Source organism: Micromonospora sp. HM134, from assembly GCF_007833915.1.
Lineage (GTDB): Bacteria > Actinomycetota > Actinomycetes > Mycobacteriales > Micromonosporaceae > Micromonospora > Micromonospora wenchangensis.
In genome coordinates this window covers 7,526,036-7,550,058 of record NZ_CP041061.1, presented here as the reverse complement: position 1 = coordinate 7,550,058, position 24,023 = coordinate 7,526,036, and the positions used below count along the sequence as shown (strand labels likewise).

The window sequence follows — 24,023 nt, the reverse complement described above, 5'->3', positions numbered from 1 at the left end:
CCCCCTCAGAGGTTGGCTGCCGGGCACCTTCGCTGACGGCCACGCTTGCGCGTCCGGTAGGACCAGCGCTTACGGAGCGTACCGTGACCGGTTGCCGCCGGCCGGTGGTTCGTGCAGGTCAGCGGCCCGAACAGCCGGAACCCCGCACCCGGTGGGGGTGCGGGGTTCCCGGTGGTGGAGCGGGGTTACAGCGCCGACTCGATCAGCCGGACCAGTTCGCCCTTCGGCTTGGCGCCGGCGATCGACTGCACCGGCTCGCCGTTCTTGAAGATGGTGAGGGTCGGTACGGACATCACCCGGTAGGCGCGGGCGGTCTCCGGGTTCTCGTCGATGTTGAGTTTGACGATGGTGACCTGGCCGGCCATCTCGCCGGCGATCTCCTCCAGCAGCGGCGAGACCTTGCGGCACGGCCCGCACCACTCGGCCCAGAAGTCCACCAGGACCGGCTTGTCGGACTTGAGCACGTCAGCGGTGAAGCTGGCGTCGGTGACGACCTTGGTCGCTCCCACTATGACCCTCCTTCTCGGTTGTGGTGTTGCAGTCGTTCAGCTCAGGGTGGCGATGAACCGCTCGGCGTCGAGCGCGGCGGCGCAGCCGGTGCCGGCGGCGGTGATCGCCTGCCGGTAGGTGTGGTCGACCACGTCACCGGCCGCGAAGACGCCCGGCACGCTGGTGCGGGTGCTCGGCGACTGCACCTTCACGTAACCCTCGTCGTCCAGCTCGACCTGGTCGCGGAAGAGTTCGCTGCGCGGGTCGTGGCCGATCGCCACGAAGACGCCCGTCACGTCGAGCACCTTGACGTCGCCGGTGTGCACGTTGCGGACCCGGACACCGGTCACCTTGCCGTCGTCGCCGAGCACCTCCTCGACGGTGCTGTTCCACTCCACCCGGATCTTGTCGTTGCTCAGCGCGCGGTCGGCCATGATCTTGCTGGCCCGGAACGAGTCGCGCCGGTGGATGATGGTGACCGACTCGGCGAACCGGGTGAGGAAGCTGGCCTCCTCCATCGCGGAGTCGCCGCCGCCGACCACCACGATGTGCTGGTTGCGGAAGAAGAACCCGTCACAGGTGGCGCAGGACGACACGCCGTGGCCCAGGTACTCCTGCTCACCCGGCACGCCCAGCGGACGCCAGGCGGAACCGGTGGAGAGGATGACGGCCCTGGCCCGGTAGGCGGTCTGCCCGACCCACACGGTGCTGACCGCGTCGGAACCGGTGTCGCCGGTGTCCTTCAGCTCGACCCGGGTGACGTCGTCGGTCAGGAACTCCGCACCGAACCGCTCGGCCTGCTTGCGCATGTTGTCCATCAGCTCGGGGCCGAGGATGCCGTCGGCGAAACCGGGGAAGTTCTCCACCTCGGTCGTGGTCATCAACGCACCGCCGGACTGCACACCCTCGATCACGAGTGGCTTGAGGTTGGCGCGTGCGGCGTAGACCGCCGCCGTGTACCCGGCCGGCCCGGAGCCGATGATGATCAGGTTGCGGACCTCGTCCACTGCCGTCTCCCGATGTGTGTGTACGACATCGGCGGCGCACCGACGTCGATCCGAGCGCCGACGGTTCAACGACGTCGGCGGCTGACTTGCAGAACGTCATCGTACGAACCGGGGATTCCCGGACCGGTCGTCCGGTGGGTCACGTCACGCGATGCGGGACGAGTGGTGACCGGGCCCTCACCCTACCCGCGACTGGTAGCGGGTGTCCGCGCCGGACCCTGGCACACCGCACTCCGCGCCGCTCACCCACGCCCACCGCGCGCCTGTGGAATCGGCGAAGTGGACGACCAGCGCCGGCTCGCCGTTGAACGTGGCGTAGTCGACGACCTCGACGCTGACCGGCCCCCGCTGGTGCGCGGACGCGATGTCGGCGAGGCAGGCGTCGAGCGCCGCCCGCCCGGTCAGCCGGTCCAGCCCGGCGGGGGCGGCGAGCCGTTTGTTCTCCGGTGCGCCGGGGCTGATCTGGGTGGTGACCCCCGGTTCGTCACCGGGCTGGAGACCCGGCGGGGTGACGGGTTGGGCCAGCGGGGCGTCCGTGGTGCCCCGCAGCGTCGACGGGGACCAGTCGACGCCGCTGCGCCGGGTCTCGCCGCTGAACCGGAACCCGCGCTCCGCGCTCTCCTGCACCGGGCCGGCCATCGAGGTGGGCGCGTCCCGGTCGGTCGTGCCGTCGACCAGGTGGGCGACGCCGAAGCCCACCGCGGCCAGCGACGCCGCGGCGAGGGTGACCGGCCCGGCGAGCCGCGCCCAGCGCCGCCGCCGGCCGGGGCCCGACGGATCGGCACGCCCCTCGTCGGGTCGACCGCCGGGGGTACGCCGACCGCCCGGCTGTGTCGGCACCGGGCCACCCGCCCCGACCGGTCGGATGTCGCCCGGTGCGGCCGGACGCGCGGCCCGGCGGGGCGTCGCGTCGTCGTCGACGGGCGGGTCGACGGCCGGACCGGCACCGGCGAGCACGGCGGTGAGCCGTTCCACCACGGCCAGGGGCATCTCCGGTGCGTCGGTGCCCCAACCGGCCAACGCGTCGTGCACCCGGGCCACGGCGGGCGTCAGGACGGCGTACGCGTCGGCCCAGGCCGGGTCCTCGGTCACCAGGCGGGCGACGACGGTGTGCTCCGGGGTGCCGTCCAGTGCCCCGCCCACGTAGTCGGCGAGCAGGTCGTGGTCGACCTCCCTGAACTCCCGGCCCGTCACGGCTCCTCCTGGATGGCGTCCCGCCGGGCCTGCCCCGACCCCGATCGGACGCCGGTGGCCGGCTGCCGGTTCCCGGGTGTGACGTCGGGAACGCCCCGACCCGTCCGGCGGGACCCGTCCACCCCGGTCGGTCGGGTCGACTGCTGCTCCCCGCCGGTACGCAGGTGCCCCAGCACGCCGGCCAGCCGGGCCCGGCCCCGGGCACACCGGCTCTTCACCGTGCCCTCGGCCACGCCGAGGATCCGGGCGACCTCGGCGACCGGGTAGCCCTGCACGTCCACCAGGATCAGCGCGGCCCGCTGCTCGACCGGCAACCCGGCCAGCGCCTGGCGTACCACCAGGGCGGTGTCGTGGTCGGTGGCCGGGGCGGTGGGTTCGACACCACCGGTTCCCCGGGCGTCGTCGGTGTGGTTGCCGTCGGGCAGCGGGACGGTGGGGTGCGCCTGCCGGCGGCGGAGCCGGTCCAGGCAGGCGTTGACCACGATCCGGTGCAGCCAGGTGGTGACGGCGGCATCGCCCCGGAACCGGCCGGCGGCGCGGTGGGCGGAGAGCAGCGCGTCCTGGAGGGCGTCGGCCGCCTCCTCGCGGTCGCCCGTGGTCCGTAGGGCCACCGCCCAGAGCCGGTCGCGGTGCCGGTGGAAGAGTTCGGTGAAGGCGTCCCGGTCACCGGCGACGTGGGCGCGGAGCAGGTCCAGGTCGGTGGTCTCGGGGTGCGACACCACGACCGACGCCGGCCCACCGGTCGCCGGGTCGGGTGACTGCCCGCCGCGACCGACCATCACCACGTCCGGCGGAGGCGGTGACGGGGTCGCGGCCGGCGGATCACGATCCCTGGACCGAGATCTCCTGGACGCCCAGCTTGAAGCCCCGCTCGGTGGAGGGCAGCTCGGTGATCCAGAAGAGCAGGTACTGGTATTTCTGCTCGGGGTCGAAACCGTCGAAGGCCATCTTGGTGCCGTCGTGCTGCTCGAACGGCTGACCGATCCGGGTCTTGAAGTCCTTGACCAGGTTCTTGTCGCCCTGCGAGGTGGACGGGAAGTCGCCGCTGCCGGTGAACAGCGCGGCGGAGACGCCGGAGTCCGACAGGGTGGCGGTGAGCGACTTGACGGTGTGCGGGGCACCGAGGTCGATCCAGACCCCCATGCCCTTCTTGTAGTTGCTGAAGTTGGCCGAGTAGTAGGTGTCGGTCTCCCAACCCTTGTCCTCGTCGCCGTCCATCATCTTCTCGGCGTCGCCCAGCTCGTTGCGCTGCCGGCTGTCCGGGTCGATGATCCGGATGTCCTGGATGGCGAGCTTGCGCACCACGGGGGCCGGGGTGGCGTCGCCGGCCGGCGCGCTGCTGGAGGGGCGGGCCACCGGCTCGGTCTCCGGGCTGTCGCCGCCGCCCAGGGTGGTGATGCCGATGAGCAGGCCGACGAGGGCGACCGCCAGCAGCCCGGCGATGCCGATCGCGACCTTCCGGCCGCCCGCGGCGGCCAGCGGCGAACGGTCCTCGACGCCGTCGGCGGTGAACCGGATGGTGCCGGTCTGGTCGAGGAAATGGTCCTCGGCGGGGATGTCGAGCCGACCCAGCTCGGCGGAGAGCACGTCCGACGACGGCGGGGCGATCTCGGCGTCGAGCAGGTCCATCGTCAGGTCGTCGAGGTACGCCGGCACGCCGGCCCGGACCTGCCGGGGGGCGGCGATGGCACCGCTGGCGTCGCGTACGGCGTCGGGGATGGCGGCCCGGCCGTGGCCGGCGGTCGCGCCGCGCAGCGGGGCCTCGGCGTGCGGCCAGTGCCCGGTGAGGGCGAAGTAGAGGACGCCACCCACCGCGCGGATGTCGGCTTCCTGGCTGTCGTCGCCGTCGGTACGGGCGTCGGCCAGGACCACCCGGCCGTCGTCACTGATCATCACGGTGCCGGGGTGCACGTTGCCGTGGACCATCCCGGTGGCGTGCACGGCGGCGAGGGCGCTGGCGACCGCGTTGCCGACGGCGGTGGCCCGGGCCGGGTCCAGCGGTCCGTCGGCGACCAGGTCACGCAGGGACCGGCCGTCGACCCACTCCCGGACGACGTACGCCCGGACGTCCTCGTCGATCGCGTCGTAGACGCCGACCAGGTTGGGGTGGATGACCCGGCTGGCCGCCACCGCGGCCTGGAGCATCTCGGTGGCCGAGTCGCCGCCGGGGTAGCGGAGCACCACCGCCACGGGCCGGCGCAGGATGACGTCGACCCCCCGCCAGACCAGGCGCCCGGCGCTGTCGTTGTTGATGTGCTCGACCAGCTCGTACCGCTCGGCGAGGATCTCACCGGCCATGGGAGCACCGAAGGTCATGACCGGAGGAGCAGTTTCCTCCGCCTCCTGACCCTCGCCGACCTGGGTCACCCGTCCTCCCTCGGTGATCGTGTCGATCGATGGACCCGCGCTGCTGGGCATGTGGCTTCCCGCTCCGCCGTCGATGGAACCGACCGGCGGCGTCGACTCGGGCGTCGGCCACCTGCCGTGTCCGTCGACAGCGACCTTACCCGGACCGCCCGTCATACCGACATGTCATCTTCCCGCCGCGCTCGACGGCCTGTCGTGTATGGGGTGATAAGTCCGGTTAACGCCACTCTCTCCCACGTTGCTGACACATGTACTGGCCAATCTAGACGCCCGTCGCAAACCGTCGACCTCCGGGCCGACCCGCCGGTGACAATCCGGTGTCGGCAGGTCTCGTTCCCGCCGAACGGTCGTACATGCTCAGCCTTACGGTTGGTTATCCACAGCCCTTTACGGTGACTGAGCGGGCAATCATCAAGTTATCCACAGGCGTGTCCCCAGGCTGGTGATCCTCGTTCACCCTGTGTGTCCCCTGCCCGGCCCCGGTCCGGCCGGTGGGTCAGCGGCCGAGCCGGCGCCGCACCATCGCGACCACCTCGGTGATCTCGCCGATCCGCAGCACCATCGCCAGGCCCAGGTACGTCCCGCCGATCACCACCCCGCCGAGCACCAGCCGCACCGCCGCCGCCGTCCAGCTCAGGTTGCCCGGGTCGCCGGGGAGCAGGTTGACCACCAGCAGGCCGACCAGCGCCGCGCCGAGCGCCGCCACCAGCACCTTGCCCATGGTCCGCATGATCCGGCCCAGCCCGATCCGGCCCACCCGGGGCCGCAGCAGCATCGCCGAGAGCACCGCCGCCGCCACGTACGAGATGGCGTTGCCGAGCATCATGCCGGCCGCCGCGAAGGTGGCCGAGAAGGCGACGAAGACCCCGATCTGGACCGCCACCCGCAAAATCACCACCGGGATGTTGACCAGCGCCGGGGTACGGGTGTCCGGCAGCGCGTAGAAGGCGAAGGTGAACAGCTGGCTGATCGCGAACGGCACCAGGCCCAGCGCGGCGACCAGCAGCACCAGCGAGGTGGCCAGCGCGTTGTCACCGGTGAACGCGCCGTAGCGGAAGACCACCACGGAGACCGGGCCGGCCAGCACCGCGTAGCAGACCGCGATCGGGGCCAGCACCGCCGTCACCATCCGGGTGCCCCGGGACAGGTCGGCGGTGACGTCGGTGAACCGGCCCTCGGCGGCGGCGGCGCTCATCCGGGGCATCAGCGCCGTGATGATCGAGACGGCGATGATGCCGTGCGCCATCATCAGCAGCAGGAAGACGTTGTTGTAGATCAGCAGGCCGGCGTTGTTCTCGTCGCCACCGGCGGCCCGGGTGAGCAGGTTGACCACCACGAACAGGCCGAGCTGGTTGACCGCGACGTAGCAGAACATCCAGCCGCCGAGCCGGGCCAGCTCGCGCAACCCCAGCTCGCGGAAGTCGAACCGCAGCTTCCACCGGAACCCGACCTTGCGCAGCGCCGGCAGCAGCCCGGCCGCCTGCACCGCCACGCCGAGCAGGGTGCCCCCGCCGACCAGCAGGATACGGTCCCAGCCGATGTCCTCCGGGCCCAGCGCCTGCGCGCCGTACACCACGATGTAGAGGCCGAACGTGCCGATGACGACCAGGTTGTTCAGGATCGGCGCCCACATCGGCGCGGCGAAGTGCCCCCGGGTGTTCAGCACCGCCGCGATCAACGCGCTGACGCCGGTGAAGAACAGCATCGGCAGCATCAGGTACGACAGGTTGGTGACCAGGCTCGTGTAGGCCTCGTTCTTGCCGCCGGCGTAGAGCGTGGTCAGGGTCGAGGCCAGCAGCAGGGCCAGCATCACGGTGACCGCGAGGGCCAGCACCGCGAGGGTCAGCAGCCGCTGGGCGTACGCCTCGCCCCGGTCCGGGTCGGCCTTGCGGCGGCGTACCAGCACCGGGATCAGCACGCTGGTCAGCACGCCGCCGAGCAGGAACTCGTACACCTGGTTGGGCAGGAACTGGGCGGTGGTGAACGCGTCGCCGACGGCGCTGCCCAGCGCGGCGCCGATCATCAGGTTCCGGACGAAGCCGGTGCCCCGGCTGACCAGACTGCCGATCGCCATCACCGCGCTGTTCGCCGCCGCGCTGGTCTCGGCGACCACCTCCTGCGGCGGCGCGGTCGCCTCCACCCCCGGCTGGTTCAACGGCTCGGCGGAGATGAAGGTCGCCCCGTCGTACGGCCGGGGCCCGTCGCCCCCCTGCGCGGCGTTCGCGCTGCGGTAGAGCCCGCCGCTCATCTCCAGCCTCCCCGGGGTACGTCGGAGCCGGCACCGGTCCGCACGTCCATGACCATAGTCAACCCGCACCCGACACCCGCGCCCGGCGGATCGGTTCCCGTCCCCGCCCGATAGGCTGGCGATCCCATGTCCGAAGCCTCCACACCCCACGCCGCCGCACGCCGTGAACTGACCACCGTGCAGCGCAACGCCGTCGCCGAACTGCTCCGCGTCTCCCCAGTCGCCGACGAACTGGGCCGCCGGTTCGCCAGCGCCGGGCACGAGCTGCACCTGGTGGGTGGTTCCGTACGCGACGCCCTGCTCGGTCGGCTCGGCGACGACCTGGACTTCTGCACCGACGCCCACCCCGAGCAGACGTTACGGATCGTCCGGGGCTGGGCCGAGTCGATCTGGGAGACCGGTCGGGAGTTCGGCACCATCGGCTGCCAGCGCGACGGCCTCCGGCTGGAGGTCACCACTTTCCGCGCGGAGGCGTACGACCAGGTCAGCCGCAACCCCGTCGTCGAGTACGGCACGAACCTCACCGACGACCTGAAGCGGCGCGACTTCACCGTCAACGCGATGGCGGTCAGCCTCCCCGACCACCGGTTCACCGACCCGTACGGCGGGCTGGACGACCTGGCCGCGAAGATCATCCGTACCCCGGGCACGCCCGCCGAGTCGTTCGGCGACGACCCGCTGCGGATGCTGCGGGCCGCCCGGTTCGCCGCCCAGCTCTGCTTCGCCGTCCACCCCGACGTGCGGGCGGCGATGGTGGCGATGGCCGCCGACCTGGACCGGATCACCGCCGAGCGGGTCCGGGACGAGTTCACCAAGCTGCTGTGCGGCACCGACCCGATCACCGGGCTGCGGCTGCTGGTCGACACAGGGCTGGCCGACCGGTTCCTGCCCGAGCTGACCGGCCTCAAGCTCACCATCGACGAGCACGCCCAGCACAAGGACGTCTACGAGCACACCCTGACCGTGGTGAGCAACGCGGTGTCGTACGAGACGGACGGCTGCGACTTCGTGCTGCGGATGGCCGCGCTCATGCACGACGTGGGCAAGCCGGCCACCAAGGCGGTCGGGTCGGACGGCCGGGTCAGCTTCCACCACCACGAGGTGGTCGGCGCCCGGCTGACCAAGAACCGGATGAAGGCGCTGCGCTACCCGAAGGACGTCACCGCCCAGGTCACCAAGCTGGTCGGCCTGCACCTGCGGTTCTACGGCTACGGCCGGGGCGAGTGGACCGACTCGGCCGTCCGCCGGTACGTCACCGATGCCGGTGACCTGGTGGACCGGCTGCACAAGCTGACCCGCTCCGACTGCACCACCCGCAACCGGCGCAAGGCCGCCCAGCTCGCCGCCGACTACGATGCCCTGGAGGAGCGGATCACCCGGATCGCCGCCGAGGAGGACCTGGCCCGGGTCCGGCCCGACCTGGACGGCAACGCGATCATGGAGCTGCTCGGGGTGCCGCCGGGGCCGGTGGTCGGCCGGGCCTGGCAACATCTCAAGGAACTGCGGCTGGAACGCGGCCCGCTCGACCGTGACGAGGCCGAGGCGGAGTTGCGGCGCTGGGCCGCCGAGCAGGGCCTGAGCTGACCTGAACCACGCGAGGGGCCGCCCGGCGCACGCCGGACGGCCCCTCGTCGCGGGGTACGGTCAGCGGGTCTCGACCGCGCTGCCCTCGACCGGCGGCTTGCCGTTGGCCGGGGACCCGGCCGATGCCGCGCCCAGCTTGGCGAGCAGGCCGGCCAGGTCGATGCCGGTCAGGTCGGAGCCGAGTTGGAGGCCCTGGGCCACGTTGCCGGCCACCGACTTGGTCAGCGACGACGCCCCGTCGGTGGAGATCACCGTCATCTTGTCGATCGCGCCGATCGGGGCGCTGGCCGCCTCGACCACCTGCGGCAGCACCTTGACCAGCAGGTCCAGCACGGCCGCCTCGCCGTACGCGGCGAACGCCTCGGCCTTGCGGGCCATCGCATCGGCCTCGGCCTGGCCCCGGGCGAGGATGGCGCTGGCCTCGGCCTGCCCCTCCCGCTCGACCGCCTCGGCGATCGCGGACCGCCGACGCTGCTCGGCCTCGCCCTCCTTGGCGCCCTCGATCGCGTTCGCCTCGGCCAGCGCGGCCCGGCGGGCCCGCTCACCCTCACCGGTGAGCCGGGCCTGCTCGGCGGCGGCCTGGGCGGCGGCGATGGTGGCCTGCCGCTGCGCGTCGGCGTTCAGCACCGCCGCGTTGCGGGCCGCTTCCGCCTCCTGCTCCACCTTGTACCGCGCGGCGTCGGCCGGCTTGCGGACCTCGGTGTCGAGCTGACGCTGCTTCAGCTCCGCGTTTCGCTCGGCCACCTTCTGCTGCTCGGAGAGGATCGCCTGGTCCCGCTCGGCCTGGGCGAGCGGCCCGGCCGCCGCCGACTTCGCCTTCGCTGCGTCGATCTCGGCCTGGATGCCGGCCTGCTTCAGCGACAGGTTCCGGTTGGCCTCGGCGATCGCCTCCTCGGCCAGCAGCCGCTCCTGCTCGGCCTGCTGCCGGGCGCGGGCCTCGGCGATGGCCGCGTCCTTGAGCACCCGGGCCGCCTCCGGCCGACCGAGGTCCTGGAGGTAGGACCCCTCGGCCAGGATGTCCTGGAGCTGGAAGGTGTCCAGCACCAGCCCCTGGTTGGTCATCGAGTGCTCGGCCTCCTCGGCGACCGCGTTGGCGAACGCCGCCCGGTCCCGGATGACCTCCTCGACGGTGAGCCGACCGACGATGGAGCGCAGCGCGCCGGCCAGCACCTCGCGGGTGAAGTTGTCGATCTCGTCCTGCTGGTGCAGGAAGCGCTGGGCGGCGGCGCGGATCGCGTCCTCGGTGCCGCCGACCTTGACGATGGCGACGCCGTGCAGGTCGGCCCGGATGCCCTGCTTGCTGACCGCGCCCCGGATGCCGACGTCGATGCGGCGGCTGGACAGGTCGAGCGACTGGAGCTTCTGCACCACCGGCAGGACGAAGACCGACGCGCCGAGGACGACCTTCTGGCCGGAGTTGTCGGTGGACCGGCCGCCGTCGGCGGTCTGCGTGGTCCGACCCTTGCGGCCGGTGACGATGAACGCCTCGTTCGGGCCGGCCACCTTGATCCGGGAGAGCACGAACAACACGAGGACGAGGACGAGGACGACCGCGCCGACGATGGCGATGAGCAGTGGCATGAGGTTCCGTCTCTGCGAGAAGAGGGGTCAGTAGGTCTCGACGTGCACGCTGGTCTCGCTCAGCGTCTGCACCACGAAGATCTGCGCGCCGAGCGGGATGGGCCGGTCGGCGCGGGCGTTGAGTTTCACGGGTTGGCCGGCGACGCGTACCCGTACCTCGCCGTAGCCGTCGGCCGGGATCGGGGTGACCACCAGGCCGAGCGCGCCGACCAGGTCGTCCCGGGTGGGGGTGGCGTCGGTGCGCATGTTGCGCGCCGCCCGGCTCAGCCGCCCCGCCAGCCATGCGGTGGGCACCGCGGCGAGCGTGCCGCCACCGACCGCCGCCGCGATCATCCCGGGGGTACCCCCACCGAGCAGTTCGTTGACGATGGCCGCGCCGAAGCCGAACGCGCCGAGGAAGCCGGCGACCGCCTCGACGGAGACCGGACCGTCGACGTCGGGATGACCGAAATGCAGGATTTCGCCGCCGAGCAGGGCGAGCGCCAGCACACCGACGCCCGCCCCACCGATGATCAGAAAGATGAGCGTCCCCGTGGCCACGACCTGCACGGTAGCGACCTGACGCAACATCCCGCGTGATCATTCGGGGGCGATGGACACCGTCCGTTCGGCCAACTCCCTCGGCAACGGCAGCCGTTGCAGCTCGTGTCCGGCGGGGTCGGCGAGTACGACGTCCCGGTGACCACCCGGCCGCCGGTAGAGCAGCCGGTCGTCGGTGACCCAGGCGACGTCGGCCACCGGCAGCGTGCCGAGCACCGTCCCGGTGACCGCGTCGACCAGCAGCGGCTCCCGCTGCCCCTGGACCACCACCCGGCTTCCGTCCGGCGACCAGGACCACGGGCCGGCCGGGTCGCCGGGGATCTTCACGAACCGGGTCGGCCGCCCGTCGTCGGCGGAGAAGAACTGCACTCCCCAGCGCGGGTGGCGGAGCTGCTCGGACCGGGGCGCGAAGCTGTCGGTCAACGGCAACGTCACCTCCCGCCCGTCCCGGGTCCAGGTGAAGGCGCAGTGGTCGGTGCAGCGGTACCTGACCGGGTCGATCCGGTGCTCCCGGTACCGCCCGCCGACCTCCAGCACGCCGAGGCGGTGCACCCCGCCCCGCAGGACGGTCACCGCCAACCGGCGGCCGTCCGGCGACCACTGGACGTCCAGCGCACCCGGGACCCGCTGCCAGCGCAGCTTCCCGGTGGCCGCGTCGGCGAGACCGAGCTGGCCGGGGCGCTGCCCGTCCCGCACGGCGGTGACCGTGCCGGTGGGGGCCGGCCACACCTCGGCGTGTCCGCCGGCACGGACGTAGCGGGACCGGGTGCGGTCCAGCACGTACCCGGTGCCGCCGGTCACGCCGCCGGTGATCACCCAGCCACCGGGCAGCGCCAACGGCCGGGCCGGCCAGTCGGCACCGGGCACCGGCAGCAGCGTCGTGCCGGGCGTCGGGCTCGGCGTGGGCCGCACCGGTTGGACCGGGCGCTCCGGCCGGAGCAGCACGAACGGCACCACCAGCGCCACCGCCGCCACCACCGCCGTGCCGACCACCGCGACCCGGCGTCGGGTACGCAGCCGACGGCCCCGGGCCAGCGCCGCCAGGGCCAGCCGGGGCGACGGCCGCGCCTCGTCGGCGAGATCGTGTACGGCGGCCCGCAGCGTGTCCTCCGCCCGCCGGCTCATCGCTTCACCTCCGGGCTGCTGACGAGATCGTCGAAGGACGGCACCAGCTCCCGCAGCCGGGCCAGCGCGCGGGACGCCTGGCTGGCCACCGTGCCGGCCCGGCAGCCGAGAATCGCGGCGGTCTGCTCGACACTGAGGTCCTCCAGGTAGCGCAGCGTCAACACCGCCCGTTGCCGGGGCGGCAGCGTCCGGAGCGCGTCGCGCAGCAGCATCCGTAGCTCGCTGTCGTGGCTGCTGTTGCGCTCGCCGGGCCGTTCCGGCAGCACCGCCACCGGAACCTCGCGTCGCCGGGCCAGCCGTCGCCAGCCGGAGACCTGGTCGTGGTAGAGGATCCGGCGCACGTACGGCTCGGCGTCACCCCGGATCCGGGGCCACCGGGCGTACGCCTTGGCCAGCGCGTTCTGCAACAGGTCCTCGGCGGCGTGCTGGCTGCCCGCCAGCGCGTACGCGACGCGCAGCAGCGCGTCCCCCCGTTCGTTGACGAACGCGGTGAACTCCCCGTCGGTGCCTTCGGTCACCGCTCACCTCCGTACCGAAGACGCCCGGCGGCGGGAAAACCTTGCACCCCGGCGACGACGGACGGCACGTCCGGCTGGTCCGACATGGTGGGCCGATCCCGCGTCATCCTCGGTCCCGGCCCCCGCTCCCCGTGTCGGTCGGGCCGGGAAGAATGGTCGGCATGCGCTGGACCGTGCTCGACTCGCCGATCGGTGAATTCTCCGTCGCCACCGACGGGACGGCGGTCTGCGGCACGCACTTCGGCCGGGTCGCGTCGGCCGCCGACGAGCCCGCCGACGGGTTGGCCGGTCGGGCGGTGGCGGAACTGCGGGCGTACTTCGCCGGTGAGCTGACCGGGTTCACCGTGCCGGTGACGGTGCCGCGCGGCTCCGCCTTCGAGCACGCCGTGTGGCAGGAGATGACCCGCATCCCGTACGGGGAGACGCTCACCTACGGCGAGGTGGCCCGGCGGGTGGGCGACCTGGGCGCGGCACGGGCGGTCGGGGTGGCCTGCAACCGCAACCCGGTCCCGGTGATCGTGCCCTGCCACCGGATCGTCGGCGCGGGCGGCAAGCTGGTCGGCTTCGGCGGCGGCCTGCCGCGCAAGGTGACCCTGCTGGAGTTGGAGGCGGGGGTGGCGCTGCGCCGCGCCTGGTCGTGACGATTAGGTTGCCGATCCGTGCGGCAGGGCCGGGTGGCGGGGACGGCGGTGTTTTTCGGTTTTTCTGGGTGGCCAGCGGCAGCGGGACGAGGTGCGGGGGCGGGAGTGCGTGCCGGGTGTGGGGCGCTTGTGCAATCTCCGCCGGACAACCCTGGTCCCTGGCTGGGGTGGTGGTCGGCCAGCCGGGCACATGCCCGTCGTTGGTTGGTGAATTCCCAGCTCACAGATATCTGGCGAGTTTTTCGGCGGGCCTGCCCGAATAGCAGGAACCCGCCTCCGCCGCCTTCCGAACAATCATCATGTTGTTCCCGCAAGCAATTATCTGAGCTGCGTGATGACTCAGTCCGGCATTGAGATTCGGTGAGTGGGGGGAGCAAGATCGGAGGTGCGGGCGGGAGTTCGACGACGGTGTTCCGTCGGATCCGACTCCCTGCTCCGAATCTTCCAACGAACCAATGCGCGACGTGACATCGTCGTGCCGGCAAGGAGTTCCGACATGTCTTCTCAACACCAGCTGGATGGCGGCCGTCCGAGGCGGCGTGGGACCGACGGTGGTGCCCTGGTGGCCGTTCTGCTGGCCATGCTGATGATCTACTCGGCGCTGGTGATGCGCGACGGCGGGTCCTGGCGGGTGGCGGTGGCCATGCCGGCGATCCTGGGGATCGTCGCGGTCCAGATGGCCCGCCGGACGTCGCAGACCTGGAGCCGCAGCCATCGGCGGACGCTGCGCCGACTGTTCGACATCCTGGGCGCGGAGACCAGACCCGGAGGCCAGGACGTCGCAGAACTGGCGGGTCGATCCGACGGACAGACTCCCGAAGGCCGGTGACGGTCGTCCTACGACGCAGGAAGGTCAGAACGAGAGTGCAAAGCCCGGCGGCGCCGCCGACCGAACACGGGACAACCAAGAGGACGGGCCGGCCGCTGAATCCGGTGGTGGGCTTCGGCCCGGCCGCCCAACTCGCTCAGAAGCTGCGTGACGCGTACCTGGCCGCTGGTGAGCCGCCCATGAAACGCGTGGCGCGCCAGGGCGACGTGGGCAGGAGCACGCTGTCGGAGAACCTAGGCGGTCGGAAGATCCCTTCGTTGCGTGCGTTGAACGCCTTCCTCATCGGCATCGGCGTCACCAACGAGGTCGCGCGTGACTGGCGACGACTTCGCGAGGAGGCAGCTGAGGCCGCCGAGCGGTTCGATCCGGACGGCCGCATCGCCTCGTCGTCAGGCCTGCTCGTCGCGCTGCGTCGGCTCAGGGCGGAGCAGCGGCTGACCGACGAGGAACTCGAACGGCGACTCGATGCGGTGAGTGGAGAGCGACTGAAGGGCGCGTTGTCGGGTTCGGTGCCGAGAAGGGCGCAGGTCGACGCCATCCTGGCCGGCGAGGTCGATCTCGATCCGGATGCGCTGGGTTACCTCGTCCTCTGCCTCGGTGCACACGAGAGCCAGGTCCGTGCCTGGCGTACGTTGACCGATCGTCTCGGCAAACAGCAGGCGGAACCGCGCGACCTGGTGTCGGATCCGCTCGTCGCGTCGGCCCCGGCGGCTGACGGGGTGATCGCCTCGGGTGCGGCGGCCGAGGGGACTCCTGGTCCCTCGATCGCGCGACTGCCCCGACGGCGGTGGCAGAGGCTGGCGGCGGTGGCACTGGCCGCCGTTTCCCTGGTCCTCCTGGGCATGGCGACGGCCGACCGCAGGCGTGACCGGGTCTCGCCGGACAACGGGCGGGCCGGTGGTCCGGCGGTGGAGGACGCGACGGACGGTCAAGACGAGATCTTCGTGCTGGGACAGCGGATAGTGGTCACACCGCAGCCGGCGTTTGGCCGGGAGGATGCGGTGATCACACGGCTGGTGGTGTCCCGGACGATCACCTCGTCCCAGGTGGACGCCTATGAGAAACGGGAGTTCCGAAGGACCGTCATTGACGGGCAGGACTGTGAGTCCAGCACGCTGATCCATCCGGATGACCGGAGGGAGCCCGAGCCGACCCAGTGCACTGCTTCCACGCAGACCCGGGTGCGGGTCCCTGATCCGTCGACGGACCCCCAGGAGCTGAGCCGGCAACTCCTGGTCGATCAGGGAGCCGAACCGGGATCGAAGGCTGAGTCGCTGGCCACGCTCCGCGGGATAGCCAACCTCAACAAGGAGCACTGTCTCGGCTCCGCACAACGCGCGGCGGTCCTGCGGGTGCTCGCCGATCTGCCTGGTCTGGTCTTTCGTGACTGGTCGACGGACGCGATGGGTCGGCAGGGGCTGGCGTTCAGCATCGACGGCGAAGCCCCGAAGAAGGCTGTGGACACCCGGGACACGCTCGTCATCGACCCTGATCACGGTGGGCTTCTGCTCCACGAGCTGGCCGTACGTCCCGAGTCGCCGGTGCCGGTGGTCGAATCCGGAACCACGTTTCTCGACTGCGAGCTCAGAAAGGGGCGCGACTGAGGAGTGTCCGCCCGGGGCGGGTAGGTTTCCTGCGAAACCCGCCCCGGGCGGCAGCACCGTCGCGACGAGCTGTCAGAAACGCGGCCCGGAAAGGCAAACCGACAGTGCGTCATGTGAATAATGACGTCGATGGTGGGCGGTTTCCGGCACGGATGGCTCCGTTGATCGACTGCTGGCCGGCCGATCCCACATGGTCCTGCCCTTGATCCCCGGGGAGGGGTCTGGTCCGCCCAATCCGAGGCGGCAAAAAGTGTAGCGGAAATCGATGATCGATGACCGTCGTGTGATCGATCAAGATCGTATTCCGGCCTGGCGATCATTCGTGGCACGACCCTACCCTGAGCCTATGGGCGTCACTGAGCGTCGCCACTCGATCTCGGATTGTTGATGTCGATGCTCCTGGCCTGCCCTGCTGCCGCTCGCCCGAGGGAGGGAAGCCACCATGATCCGTGCCGTTCGCCGCCTGCTGGCCGGCGTGATGATCAATTTTCTGATCATATTCGGCAGCTTCTCGGCTGCTGCCCCTGCGGCCGCTGCATCGAGGACCTCGCCAGGTGTGCTCGCCGCCCCCAGTTGCCCGAGCGGGTGGTTCTGCTTCTACGACGACGTGCGATTCGGCACCCCCTACGGGAAGCTCTCCGACTGCGGCTGGCAGAACCTGGCCACCTGGGGCTGGCAGAACCGCACCGAAGCGGTCTTCTACAACCTGCCCAGCGGGTCGGCGGCATTCTACGAGAGCAACGGCACCTGGCTTTTCACGGTGAGTTCGGCGGCGAGATCCATAAGCGACGTCTATCCGAAGCAGAACAGAGCGGACAAGGTCTACCGGGCCTGTTGACCGTGGGTCAATTCCTCGGATCGGACCACCGGCGCCGCCCCGGGATGGCCCGGGTCGAGATCGCGCCGGAGCCAGGAGATACAGCCTCCGGCGATCACTCCCGCAAGGTCACGCTGCTGGAACCGGAGGCGGGGGTGGCGCTGCGCCGCGCCTGGCTGCCCGAGGGGTGATCGCAGTTGGCGCTGCGGCTGTCGCCGTACCTGGAGATGGCGCACTGAACACGCGAGGGCCGGGTCCGTGCGGACCCGGCCCTCGACGGTGCGGTGGTCGGCGCGTCAGCGCTCGACGTCGCCGGTGATGAAGGACTCGACGGCGGCGTGCGCGTCGTGGTCGGCGTACTGCACCGGCGGGGACTTCATGAAGTACGAGGAGGCCGACAGGATCGGACCACCGATCTTGCGGTCCAGGGCGATCTTCGCGGCCCGGACGGCGTCGATGATGACACCGGCCGAGTTCGGCGAGTCCCACACCTCAAGCTTCAGCTCGGCGTTCAGCGGGGTGTCACCGAAGGAACGACCCTCCAGGCGGATGTACGCCCACTTGCGGTCGTCCAGCCACGGCACGTGGTCCGACGGGCCGATGTGCACGTCGCTCTTGACCATCTCGTGCGGGATCTGGGACGTGACCGACTGGGTCTTCGAGATCTTCTTCGAGACCAGCCGGTTGCGCTCCAGCATGTTCATGAAGTCCATGTTGCCGCCGAAGTTGAGCTGATAGGTGCGCAGCAGCTCGACCCCACGGTCCTCGAACAGCTTCGCCAGCGCGCGGTGCACGATGGTGGCGCCGACCTGGCTCTTGATGTCGTCACCGACGATCGGCAGACCGGCGTCGGTGAACTTCTGCGCCCACTGCGGGTCGGAGGCGATGAAGACCGGCAGCGCGTTGACGAAGGCGCAGCCGGCGTCGATCGCGGCCTGGGCGTAGAACTTGGCCGCCTGCTCGGAACCGACCGGCAGGTAGCAGACGACCACGTCGACCTGGGCGTCGCGCAGCGCCTTGGTCACGTCGACCGCCTCGGCGTCCGACTCCTCGATGATCTCGCGGTAGTACTGGCCCAGGCCGTCGAAGGTCGGGCCGCGCTGCACGGTGACGCCGGTGGGCGGCACGTCGCAGAGCTTGATGGTGTTGTTCTCGCTGGCAACGATCGCCTCGGCGAGGTCCATGCCCACCTTCTTGGCGTCCACGTCGAACGCCGCGACAAAGTCCACGTCCGAGACGTGGTAGTCGCCGAAGGTGACGTGCATGAGACCCGGGACGCGGTCGTTCGGGTCGGCGTTGCGGTAGTACTCCACGCCCTGCACGAGGGACGAGGCGCAGTTACCCACACCGACGATGGCGACGCGGACGGAGCCCATAGCGTCTGCCTCCTTCTTCTTCATCACGGCCGCTCTTTCCTGGATTCTCCAGGCGGAGGCGGGCTGTTGTTGTCTCGTGGACCGTCGGCCACCCCGGGTCGCGGGGCGGTCGGGGCACGGCCGGAGCGCTCGTTGGCGATGAGCTCCTCCAGCCAGCGGACCTCACGCTCGCAGGCGTCGAGGCCGTGGCGTTGCAGTTCCAGGGTGTACGCGTCGAGCCGCTCGGCCGCCCGGCCCAGCACGTCCCGAAGTCCTTCGCGACGTTCCTCGATCGTGCGGCGGCGACCCTCCAGGATGCGCAGTCGGGTCGCCTGGTCGGTGCGGGCGAAGAACGCGAAGTGCACGCCGAAACCCGTGTCGTCGTACGTCTCCGGCCCGGCCTGCGCGATCAGCTGGGCGAACCGTTCCTTGCCCTCTGCGGTGATCTTGTAGACCACCCGACCGCGCCGGCTGGTCAGCGCGGGGACCTCCTCGGCGGTGGCGGGTGTCCCGGCCGCCTCGGTGATCCAACCCGCCGCCTGCAACCGGCGCAGGGTCGGATACAGCGATCCGTAGCTGATCGCCGCCCGGATGGCGCCGAGCTTGGCGGCGAGCTCCTTGCGGAGTTCGTAGCCGTGCATCGGGGACTCCTGGAGGAGGCCGAGGATGGCGAGTTCCAGCACGGGCCACCCTTCCCCTGCTCTCGGGGCGGAAGGTCAACCGCCTCGATGTATCGGACCGATACATCGCACGTTAGTACCTCGATCGGCGTCCGGGCAAACCCCCGTTGCGCGCCGACCTCTTCACGGATCGTGACGGTGGTCGCCCCACCCGACCGGAGCGCGTACCCTTTGCCGCATGCGTACGTCTCGCCAGGTGGTCGACTACTCGCTCCAGAAGCGGGCAGTACTGCGTGACCTCCACGCCGGGCGGGTCGGCACGTACGACGTCTGTGACGCGTCGCCGTACCTGAAGAACGCGGCCCGCTTCCACGGCGAACCGACCGAGCAGCGGTGTCCGATCTGCCGGAGCGAGAACCTGATCCACGTCCACTACATTTACGGGGACGAACTCAGGCAGTCGGCCGGCCAGGCGCGTTCCCTGGCCGAATTGCCCGTGTTGGCGATGACGCTGCGTGAGTTTCAGGTCTTCGTGGTGGAGGTGTGCCTCGGCTGTGACTGGAACCATCTCGTCGAGCAGTTCCTGCTCGGCCGGGACGGGCTGGCCGAGGGCGGCCCGGAGCAGGGTGCGGCGGAGGCCGCCACCGCTGCGACGCAGGGACGAAGGCGAGAGGCGCAACGGTGAACCTGGCTGATCCGGTCGACTCGGGTGGCGTACGACACAGTCACCGTGACCGGCGGTCCCTCGGCCCGAATGGCCCGAAAGATGTGGAATTTGCAGCGCGTCCCCGGCTCCGCGCCGGCCTCCCGACGCGTGTGTCAACTCACGGCAACCCGGTGGTGACGCCCCCGCGTCCCACCGCGACCGGCAGGGTGTGAGGAATGAACTCGTACGGCGATCCCAGTTCCCCGCGTGCGCGGGCCCAGGTACCGGGTTCGAACGGCGGCCCCGGACCGGGGGCGGACGACGGGTACCCCCGACGGGGCGGTGACGCCCGGGGCGCGGCCCCGGCGGGCCGGGCCCCGGTCGGCGGTGCCGCGCCCACCGGGCGGGCCTCGGCGGCGGTCCCGCCGCCGCGCGCGACAGGTGGCGCCGCCGGATCGGCCTCCGTCGGCCGGGCCGTCCCGGGCCGGGCCTCGGTGCCGGTCTCGCCGGCCGGGCCGGGTCGGGCCTCCGTGCCGGTCTCCCCGGCCTCGCCGGGATGGGGTGGCCCGGGTCGGGCGTCGGTGCCCGTCTCGCCAGCGGGCGGACCCGCCGGCCGGGCGTCGGTGGGAACGGCCTCCGCGGGCCGGGCCAGCGTCGGCGCGGCCTCGGTCGGCTCCGCCGGGCGGGCCTCCGTGGCCCGGGCCGGCGTCGCACAGGTCGGCGGCGGGCCGGGTGGCCCGAACGGGCCGAACGGGCCGGGGCGTGGCTACGGCGGTGGCGGCGGACGCGGACGCGGCCCGGGTGACCCGGACGCGATGGCGCGGGCGAAGCGGCGCAAGCGGATCAACCTGCTGATCGCCGGCTTCGCGGTCTTCATCATGCTCGCCGGCCTCGGCGTGGTCGGGTTCACCTACTACTCCACCACCGTGGTGCTGCCGAACCAGATCAAGCTGCCGCTCGCCACGACCATCTACGCGAGCGACAACAAGACGGTCATCGCCAAGGTCGGCGAGCAGAACCGCACCTTCGTCTCGATCAACCAGATCCCGCAGCACATGCGGGACGCGGTGGCGGCGGCGGAGGACAAGAACTTCTACGAGCACGCCGGTGTCGACTACAAGGGCATCGCCCGCGCCGCCTGGAACAACCTCTCCAACGGCGACAAGCAGGGTGCCTCGACGATCACCCAGCAGTACGCCCGCAACGCCTACGAGAACCTCCAGGACGACTCGTACGCGCGGAAGGTGAAGGAGGCGATCGTCGCCTCCAAGCTCAACGATCAGTTCACCAAGGAACAGATCATGGAGCACTACCTCAACACCATCTACTTCGGTCGCAACGCGTACGGCATCGAGGCGGCGGCGCAGACGTACTTCGGCAAGTCGGTCTCGAAGGTCGACGTGGCGGAAGCCGCCGTGCTCGCTGCGTTGATCAAGCAGCCGGAGCCGAGCAGCACGCACAAGGGCTTCGACCCGTCGATCAACCCCACCGACGCCAAGAGCCGCTGGGACTACGTCATCAAGAACATGATCGAGATGCGCTGGGTCGACGCCCCCGGCCGGCCGGCGCATCCGACGGAGTACCCGACGAAGACGTTGCAGACCCCCAAGGAATCCCGGTCGGGCGTCAAGTTCGGGGTCAACACCCCGATCGGCAACGTCATCAACTACGTGTCGGCGGAGATGCGGGAGAAGAAGCTCTGCACCGACAACGACGCGGAAGTGACCGAGCGTAAGCCGCGCTGTTCGGCGATGCTCCGCGAGGGTGGTTATCGGATCAGGACCACCATCGACAACAAGGTGCAGAAGGCCGTCACCAGCGCCGCCCAGCGCAGCACCAAGGGCTCCGAGCTGGACGGTGCCCGCAAGAACCTGATGGCCGCCGTGGTCTCCATCGACCCGCGCAACGGCCGGGTGCTCGGCTACTACGGCGGGGACGACGGCACCGGCACCGACTACGCCGGCACCAACACCGACACCAACGGCAACGTCACCGGTGGGCACTCGCCCGGCTCCAGCTTCAAGATCTACACGCTGGCGGCGGCGCTGGAGGCCGGCAAGTCCGTCGAGTCGCGCTGGAAGGGCCGGGCGTTCACCCCGGAGGGCGTGAAGTTCCGGGTCAGCAACGCCGGTACCGACAACCCCAGCTGTGGTGACTCCTGCACGCTACGGGAGTCGACGTTGAAGTCGTTGAACGTGCCGTTCTACCACGTCAGCCTGGACATCGGCCCCGACAAGATCGTCGACATGGCGGCCAAGGCCGGCGTCAGCATGATGTGGCAGACCAACGTGAGCCCGCCCAAGGGGCACGACCTGACCAAGGAGAAGGCCGCCGACCTGGCGCCCGACCCCTTCTACCACGTGGTCGCCTACGGTCAGTACCCGATCACCGTGCTCGACCACGCCAACGGCATCGCCACCTTCGCCAACAAGGGCATCTACAACAAGGCCCACTTCCTGATCTCCGCCGAGAAGCAGAACAAGGAGACCGGCAAGTGGGAGAAGCTCGGCGGCGAGCAGCTCAAGCCGCAGAAGCGGATCAACCCGGACGTGGTCGCCGACGTGACCGACGTGTTGGAGGCCTACCCGGGCCGGATCAACCACACCCTGGCCGACGGCCGGAAGTCGACCGCCAAGACCGGTACCTGGGAGCTCAAGGAGGGCACCACCCAGAACGGTGACGCCTGGACCGTCGGGTACACCCCGCAGCTCGCCACCGCCGTCTGGGTGGGCAACAAGGGCAAGCGGGAAGCGATCAAGCTGAACAACGGCGACAACATCAGCGGTGCCACCATGCCCGGCGAGATCTGGGAACGGGTCATGAACGGCGCGCTCAAGGGCGAGGACAAGCTGGACTTCCCGCCAGCGGCGAACGTCGGCGACCCGGAGTCCGGCAACGGCACCCCGCCGCCGCCCCCGCCGCCGCCGCCGAACCCGAACGGCCAGAACTGCGCACCGACCGACCTGCAGTGCCTCCTCGGCGGTGGCAACCAGGGTGGGAACCAAGGCGGCAACCAGGGTGGGAACCAGGGGGGCAACCCCGGAGGTAACCAGGGCGGCAACCCGGGAGGTAACAACCCGGGCGGCAATCCGCTGACCCCGCCCAACCAGAACCTCCCCGGCCAGAACGGCGGGAACGGCGGCGGCCTGCTGCCGACCCCACGCGCCCGGGACTGAGCCGACCCCGTACCGACGAGCGTCTATGCCGCTGCCGGCGACCCGCAGACCTGCGGTCGCCGGCAGCGGCATGTCGCGGGTGGGATGGTCCGCGTCGGGCGAACGGAGTCCGCACCGCAACATGCTGCTCGTCCAGGAGCCATTCATAGGGCAGGATGCATTCTCATGAGCACCCAGCCGACGGCCGGCATCGACGACGCCGGGAGCAGCGACCACCCGTCCCGATCGGACGGCTTCGTCCGAGGCGCCTCCGAGGCGATCGGTGGACCGCTCGGCGACCACGCCGTCGCCCTCGACCGGCCCGCCGGCCGGGAGAGCCGGTTCTGGACGGCCGCCCGGATCGTGCTGGCCCTGGCGTGCCTGACCCTGGCCCTGCACTGGGTGCAGAAGGCGCCCTGCCAGAACGGCGCCTGGCAGAACAACATCCAGTACACCCGGATGTGCTACACCGACGTGCTGGCCCTCTACTACGCCGAGGGCCTGCACGAGGGCAAGGTCCCCTACCGGGACCACCCGGTCGAGTACCCGGTGCTCACCGGCTACATGATGGGCGCGCTCGGCCTGCCGGTGCACTCGCTCGGCGTCGACGACCCGACGATCAACCAGGGACGCTGGTTCTACAACGCCAACGCGTTGACCCTCGGCGCGCTCGCCGTCGCCACCGTCGGGGTGATCCTCGCGCTGCGCCGCCGACGACCGTGGGACGGGGCACTGTTCGCCCTGGCCCCGGCGCTGTTCCTCACCGCCACCGTCAACTGGGACTTCCTCGCCATCGGGCTGGCCGCCTTCGGGCTGGCCGCCTGGGCGAAACGACAACCCGCCCTGGCCGGCATCCTGCTCGGCCTCGGCGGCGCGGCGAAGATGTGGCCGCTGTTCCTGCTCGGCCCGATCCTGATCCTCGGCCTGCGCGCCGGTCGGCTACGGGCCGCGCTCACCGCCGTCGCCACCGGCCTGGTCGCGCTGGTCGCGGTGAACCTGCCGGCGGCGATCCGCTACCCCGACAACTGGGGACGGTTCTTCGAGCTGAACACCACCCGGCCCATCGACTGGGGCACGCTCTGGTACATCGGGCGGTACCTCGACGGCAAGGTGAACACCGGCGGCCCCGGCGACCAGGGCCCGTTCCAGTGGCTGAACGCCAACATCCCGACCCTCAACAACCTGTCGTACGCCCTGTTCGGGCTGGCCTGCATCGGCGTGGCCGTACTGGCCCTGCGGGCACCCCGGCGGCCCCGGCTGGCCCAGCTCGCGTTCCTGGTGGTGGCCGCCTTCCTGATCTTCAGCAAGGTCTGGTCGCAGCAGTTCGTGCTCTGGCTGCTGCCGCTGGCGGTGCTCGCCCGTCCCCGCTGGGGTGCCTTCCTCGCCTGGCAGTTCGCCGAGGTGTGCTACTTCGTCGCCTTCTACGGCGAGCTGCTCGGCTCGGCCACCAGCCGACCGGTCTTCCCCGAGGGGGTCTTCGTGCTGGCCTCGTCGCTGCGGCTCGGCACGGTGGTGGTGCTCTGCGTCCTGATCGTCAAGGACATCCTGCACCCGGAGCGGGACGCGGTCCGCCAGACCTACCTCGACGACCCGGACGGCGGCTTGCTCGACGGCGCCCCCGACGCCCCCTGGCTGTCCAAACTCCGCCGCAAGGCCCTCACCCCCGAACCGGAACCAGCCCCCACCCCCGCCTGAAACCACTC

The 24,023-nt window shown here is 70.9% G+C and carries 21 protein-coding genes; 9 read left to right on the top strand and 12 right to left on the bottom strand.

All coding sequences use genetic code 11. The features are described 5' to 3' along the window. Window positions 1–185 precede the first annotated feature (185 nt). The 6 genes from trxA to murJ form a co-directional block, all read right to left on the bottom strand. On the bottom strand, window positions 186–509 hold the full coding sequence (gene trxA / locus FJK98_RS32935; protein WP_088643651.1) for a thioredoxin: 324 nt from the start codon (window positions 507–509) through the stop codon (window positions 186–188). Window positions 510–545: 36 nt separating this feature from the next. Beyond that, on the bottom strand, window positions 546–1,496 hold the full coding sequence (gene trxB, locus FJK98_RS32930; protein ID WP_145922469.1) for a thioredoxin-disulfide reductase: 951 nt from the start codon (window positions 1,494–1,496) through the stop codon (window positions 546–548). Window positions 1,497–1,673: 177 nt separating this feature from the next. Next, window positions 1,674–2,690 carry a hypothetical protein gene (locus tag FJK98_RS32925; RefSeq protein ID WP_145922468.1) on the bottom strand — a complete coding sequence of 339 codons (1,017 nt, stop codon included), beginning with the start codon at window positions 2,688–2,690 and terminating at the stop codon, window positions 1,674–1,676. Next, window positions 2,687–3,469, bottom strand: coding sequence for an RNA polymerase sigma factor SigM (sigM, locus tag FJK98_RS32920; RefSeq protein WP_145922467.1), 783 nt, complete (start codon window positions 3,467–3,469; stop codon window positions 2,687–2,689). The genes FJK98_RS32925 and sigM overlap by 4 nt, the downstream gene beginning before the upstream one ends. 43 nt (window positions 3,470–3,512) lie before the next feature. Next, the gene (locus FJK98_RS32915; RefSeq protein WP_145922466.1) at window positions 3,513–5,108 is read right to left on the bottom strand and encodes a protein kinase family protein; all 1,596 of its coding nucleotides are present in this window, start codon (window positions 5,106–5,108) and stop codon (window positions 3,513–3,515) included. Between the two features lie 445 nt (window positions 5,109–5,553). Beyond that, complete coding sequence (gene murJ / locus FJK98_RS32910) at window positions 5,554–7,305, bottom strand: murein biosynthesis integral membrane protein MurJ (RefSeq protein WP_145922465.1); 1,752 nt, start codon at window positions 7,303–7,305, stop codon at window positions 5,554–5,556. A gap of 126 nt (window positions 7,306–7,431) precedes the next feature. On the opposite strand from murJ, the gene FJK98_RS32905 reads away from it, so the two are divergent. Further along, on the top strand, window positions 7,432–8,889 hold the full coding sequence (locus FJK98_RS32905; RefSeq protein ID WP_145922464.1) for a CCA tRNA nucleotidyltransferase: 1,458 nt from the start codon (window positions 7,432–7,434) through the stop codon (window positions 8,887–8,889). A gap of 60 nt (window positions 8,890–8,949) precedes the next feature. On the opposite strand, the gene FJK98_RS32900 is transcribed toward FJK98_RS32905, so the two are convergent. From FJK98_RS32900 to FJK98_RS32885, 4 genes are read right to left on the bottom strand one after another with little or no spacing between them, the layout of a single operon-like run. After that, window positions 8,950–10,470, bottom strand: a complete 1,521-nt coding sequence (locus FJK98_RS32900) for a flotillin family protein (protein WP_145922463.1) — start codon at window positions 10,468–10,470, stop codon at window positions 8,950–8,952. 27 nt (window positions 10,471–10,497) lie between these two features. Further along, window positions 10,498–11,040: a hypothetical protein gene (locus tag FJK98_RS32895; RefSeq protein WP_145922462.1), complete on the bottom strand. Its 543-nt coding sequence runs from the start codon at window positions 11,038–11,040 to the stop codon at window positions 10,498–10,500. Window positions 11,041–11,049: 9 nt separating this feature from the next. Further along, complete coding sequence (locus FJK98_RS32890) at window positions 11,050–12,135, bottom strand: hypothetical protein (protein ID WP_145922461.1); 1,086 nt, start codon at window positions 12,133–12,135, stop codon at window positions 11,050–11,052. Next, window positions 12,132–12,653 (bottom strand): SigE family RNA polymerase sigma factor, encoded by a 522-nt coding sequence (locus FJK98_RS32885; RefSeq protein ID WP_145922460.1) that lies wholly within the window; start codon window positions 12,651–12,653, stop codon window positions 12,132–12,134. The genes FJK98_RS32890 and FJK98_RS32885 overlap by 4 nt, the downstream gene beginning before the upstream one ends. Window positions 12,654–12,814: 161 nt before the next feature. Here FJK98_RS32885 and FJK98_RS32880 point away from each other — a divergent pair, with 161 nt between their 5' ends. The 5 genes from FJK98_RS32880 (at window position 12,815) to FJK98_RS33480 (ending at window position 16,735) form a co-directional block, all read left to right on the top strand. Continuing rightward, complete coding sequence (locus FJK98_RS32880; protein WP_145922459.1) at window positions 12,815–13,294, top strand: methylated-DNA--[protein]-cysteine S-methyltransferase; 480 nt, start codon at window positions 12,815–12,817, stop codon at window positions 13,292–13,294. A 562-nt stretch (window positions 13,295–13,856) separates the two neighbouring features. Continuing rightward, window positions 13,857–14,123: a hypothetical protein gene (locus FJK98_RS32875; RefSeq protein WP_145922458.1), complete on the top strand. Its 267-nt coding sequence runs from the start codon at window positions 13,857–13,859 to the stop codon at window positions 14,121–14,123. 35 nt (window positions 14,124–14,158) lie between these two features. Continuing rightward, a complete protein-coding gene (locus tag FJK98_RS32870; RefSeq protein WP_145922457.1) occupies window positions 14,159–15,727 on the top strand; it encodes a hypothetical protein in 1,569 nt (522 codons plus the stop codon). Between the two features lie 442 nt (window positions 15,728–16,169). Then, a complete protein-coding gene (locus tag FJK98_RS32865; RefSeq protein ID WP_145922456.1) occupies window positions 16,170–16,565 on the top strand; it encodes a peptidase inhibitor family I36 protein in 396 nt (131 codons plus the stop codon). Next, window positions 16,562–16,735, top strand: coding sequence for a hypothetical protein (locus FJK98_RS33480; RefSeq protein ID WP_168222601.1), 174 nt, complete (start codon window positions 16,562–16,564; stop codon window positions 16,733–16,735). Before FJK98_RS32865 ends, FJK98_RS33480 begins: the two co-directional genes overlap by 4 nt. Window positions 16,736–16,840: 105 nt before the next feature. Here the strand turns inward: FJK98_RS33480 and FJK98_RS32860 are convergent, their stop codons facing one another. Both FJK98_RS32860 and FJK98_RS32855 read right to left on the bottom strand, forming a co-directional pair. After that, complete coding sequence (locus tag FJK98_RS32860; RefSeq protein ID WP_145922455.1) at window positions 16,841–17,920, bottom strand: inositol-3-phosphate synthase; 1,080 nt, start codon at window positions 17,918–17,920, stop codon at window positions 16,841–16,843. A 23-nt stretch (window positions 17,921–17,943) separates the two neighbouring features. Continuing rightward, window positions 17,944–18,582 (bottom strand): PadR family transcriptional regulator, encoded by a 639-nt coding sequence (locus FJK98_RS32855; RefSeq protein WP_145922454.1) that lies wholly within the window; start codon window positions 18,580–18,582, stop codon window positions 17,944–17,946. A 175-nt stretch (window positions 18,583–18,757) separates the two neighbouring features. On the opposite strand from FJK98_RS32855, the gene FJK98_RS32850 reads away from it, so the two are divergent. The 3 genes from FJK98_RS32850 to FJK98_RS32840 all read left to right on the top strand — a co-directional run bounded on the left by FJK98_RS32850 (window position 18,758) and on the right by FJK98_RS32840 (window position 24,015). Further along, a complete protein-coding gene (locus FJK98_RS32850) occupies window positions 18,758–19,204 on the top strand; it encodes a DUF5318 domain-containing protein (RefSeq protein WP_145922453.1) in 447 nt (148 codons plus the stop codon). Between the two features lie 197 nt (window positions 19,205–19,401). Continuing rightward, on the top strand, window positions 19,402–22,341 hold the full coding sequence (locus tag FJK98_RS32845; RefSeq protein WP_145922452.1) for a transglycosylase domain-containing protein: 2,940 nt from the start codon (window positions 19,402–19,404) through the stop codon (window positions 22,339–22,341). 165 nt (window positions 22,342–22,506) lie between these two features. Then, window positions 22,507–24,015 carry a glycosyltransferase family 87 protein gene (locus FJK98_RS32840; protein ID WP_145922451.1) on the top strand — a complete coding sequence of 503 codons (1,509 nt, stop codon included), beginning with the start codon at window positions 22,507–22,509 and terminating at the stop codon, window positions 24,013–24,015. The last annotated feature ends 8 nt before the right edge of the window (window positions 24,016–24,023 follow it).

What these genes read in the sequence shown, in the direction of transcription:
- FJK98_RS32895 (WP_145922462.1), bottom strand. Translation starts at nt 11,040, where the DNA reads ATGTTGCGTCAGGTCGCTACCGTGCAGGTCGTGGCCACGGGGACGCTC.
- FJK98_RS32845 (WP_145922452.1), top strand. Translation starts at nt 19,402, where the DNA reads ATGAACTCGTACGGCGATCCCAGTTCCCCGCGTGCGCGGGCCCAGGTA.
- murJ (WP_145922465.1), bottom strand. Translation starts at nt 7,305, where the DNA reads ATGAGCGGCGGGCTCTACCGCAGCGCGAACGCCGCGCAGGGGGGCGAC.
- FJK98_RS32865 (WP_145922456.1), top strand. Translation starts at nt 16,170, where the DNA reads ATGATCCGTGCCGTTCGCCGCCTGCTGGCCGGCGTGATGATCAATTTT.
- FJK98_RS32860 (WP_145922455.1), bottom strand. Translation starts at nt 17,920, where the DNA reads ATGGGCTCCGTCCGCGTCGCCATCGTCGGTGTGGGTAACTGCGCCTCG.
- sigM (WP_145922467.1), bottom strand. Translation starts at nt 3,469, where the DNA reads ATGGTCGGTCGCGGCGGGCAGTCACCCGACCCGGCGACCGGTGGGCCG.
- FJK98_RS32900 (WP_145922463.1), bottom strand. Translation starts at nt 10,470, where the DNA reads ATGCCACTGCTCATCGCCATCGTCGGCGCGGTCGTCCTCGTCCTCGTC.
- FJK98_RS32890 (WP_145922461.1), bottom strand. Translation starts at nt 12,135, where the DNA reads ATGAGCCGGCGGGCGGAGGACACGCTGCGGGCCGCCGTACACGATCTC.
- FJK98_RS32905 (WP_145922464.1), top strand. Translation starts at nt 7,432, where the DNA reads ATGTCCGAAGCCTCCACACCCCACGCCGCCGCACGCCGTGAACTGACC.
- FJK98_RS32850 (WP_145922453.1), top strand. Translation starts at nt 18,758, where the DNA reads ATGCGTACGTCTCGCCAGGTGGTCGACTACTCGCTCCAGAAGCGGGCA.
- FJK98_RS32840 (WP_145922451.1), top strand. Translation starts at nt 22,507, where the DNA reads ATGAGCACCCAGCCGACGGCCGGCATCGACGACGCCGGGAGCAGCGAC.
- FJK98_RS32880 (WP_145922459.1), top strand. Translation starts at nt 12,815, where the DNA reads ATGCGCTGGACCGTGCTCGACTCGCCGATCGGTGAATTCTCCGTCGCC.
- FJK98_RS32915 (WP_145922466.1), bottom strand. Translation starts at nt 5,108, where the DNA reads ATGCCCAGCAGCGCGGGTCCATCGATCGACACGATCACCGAGGGAGGA.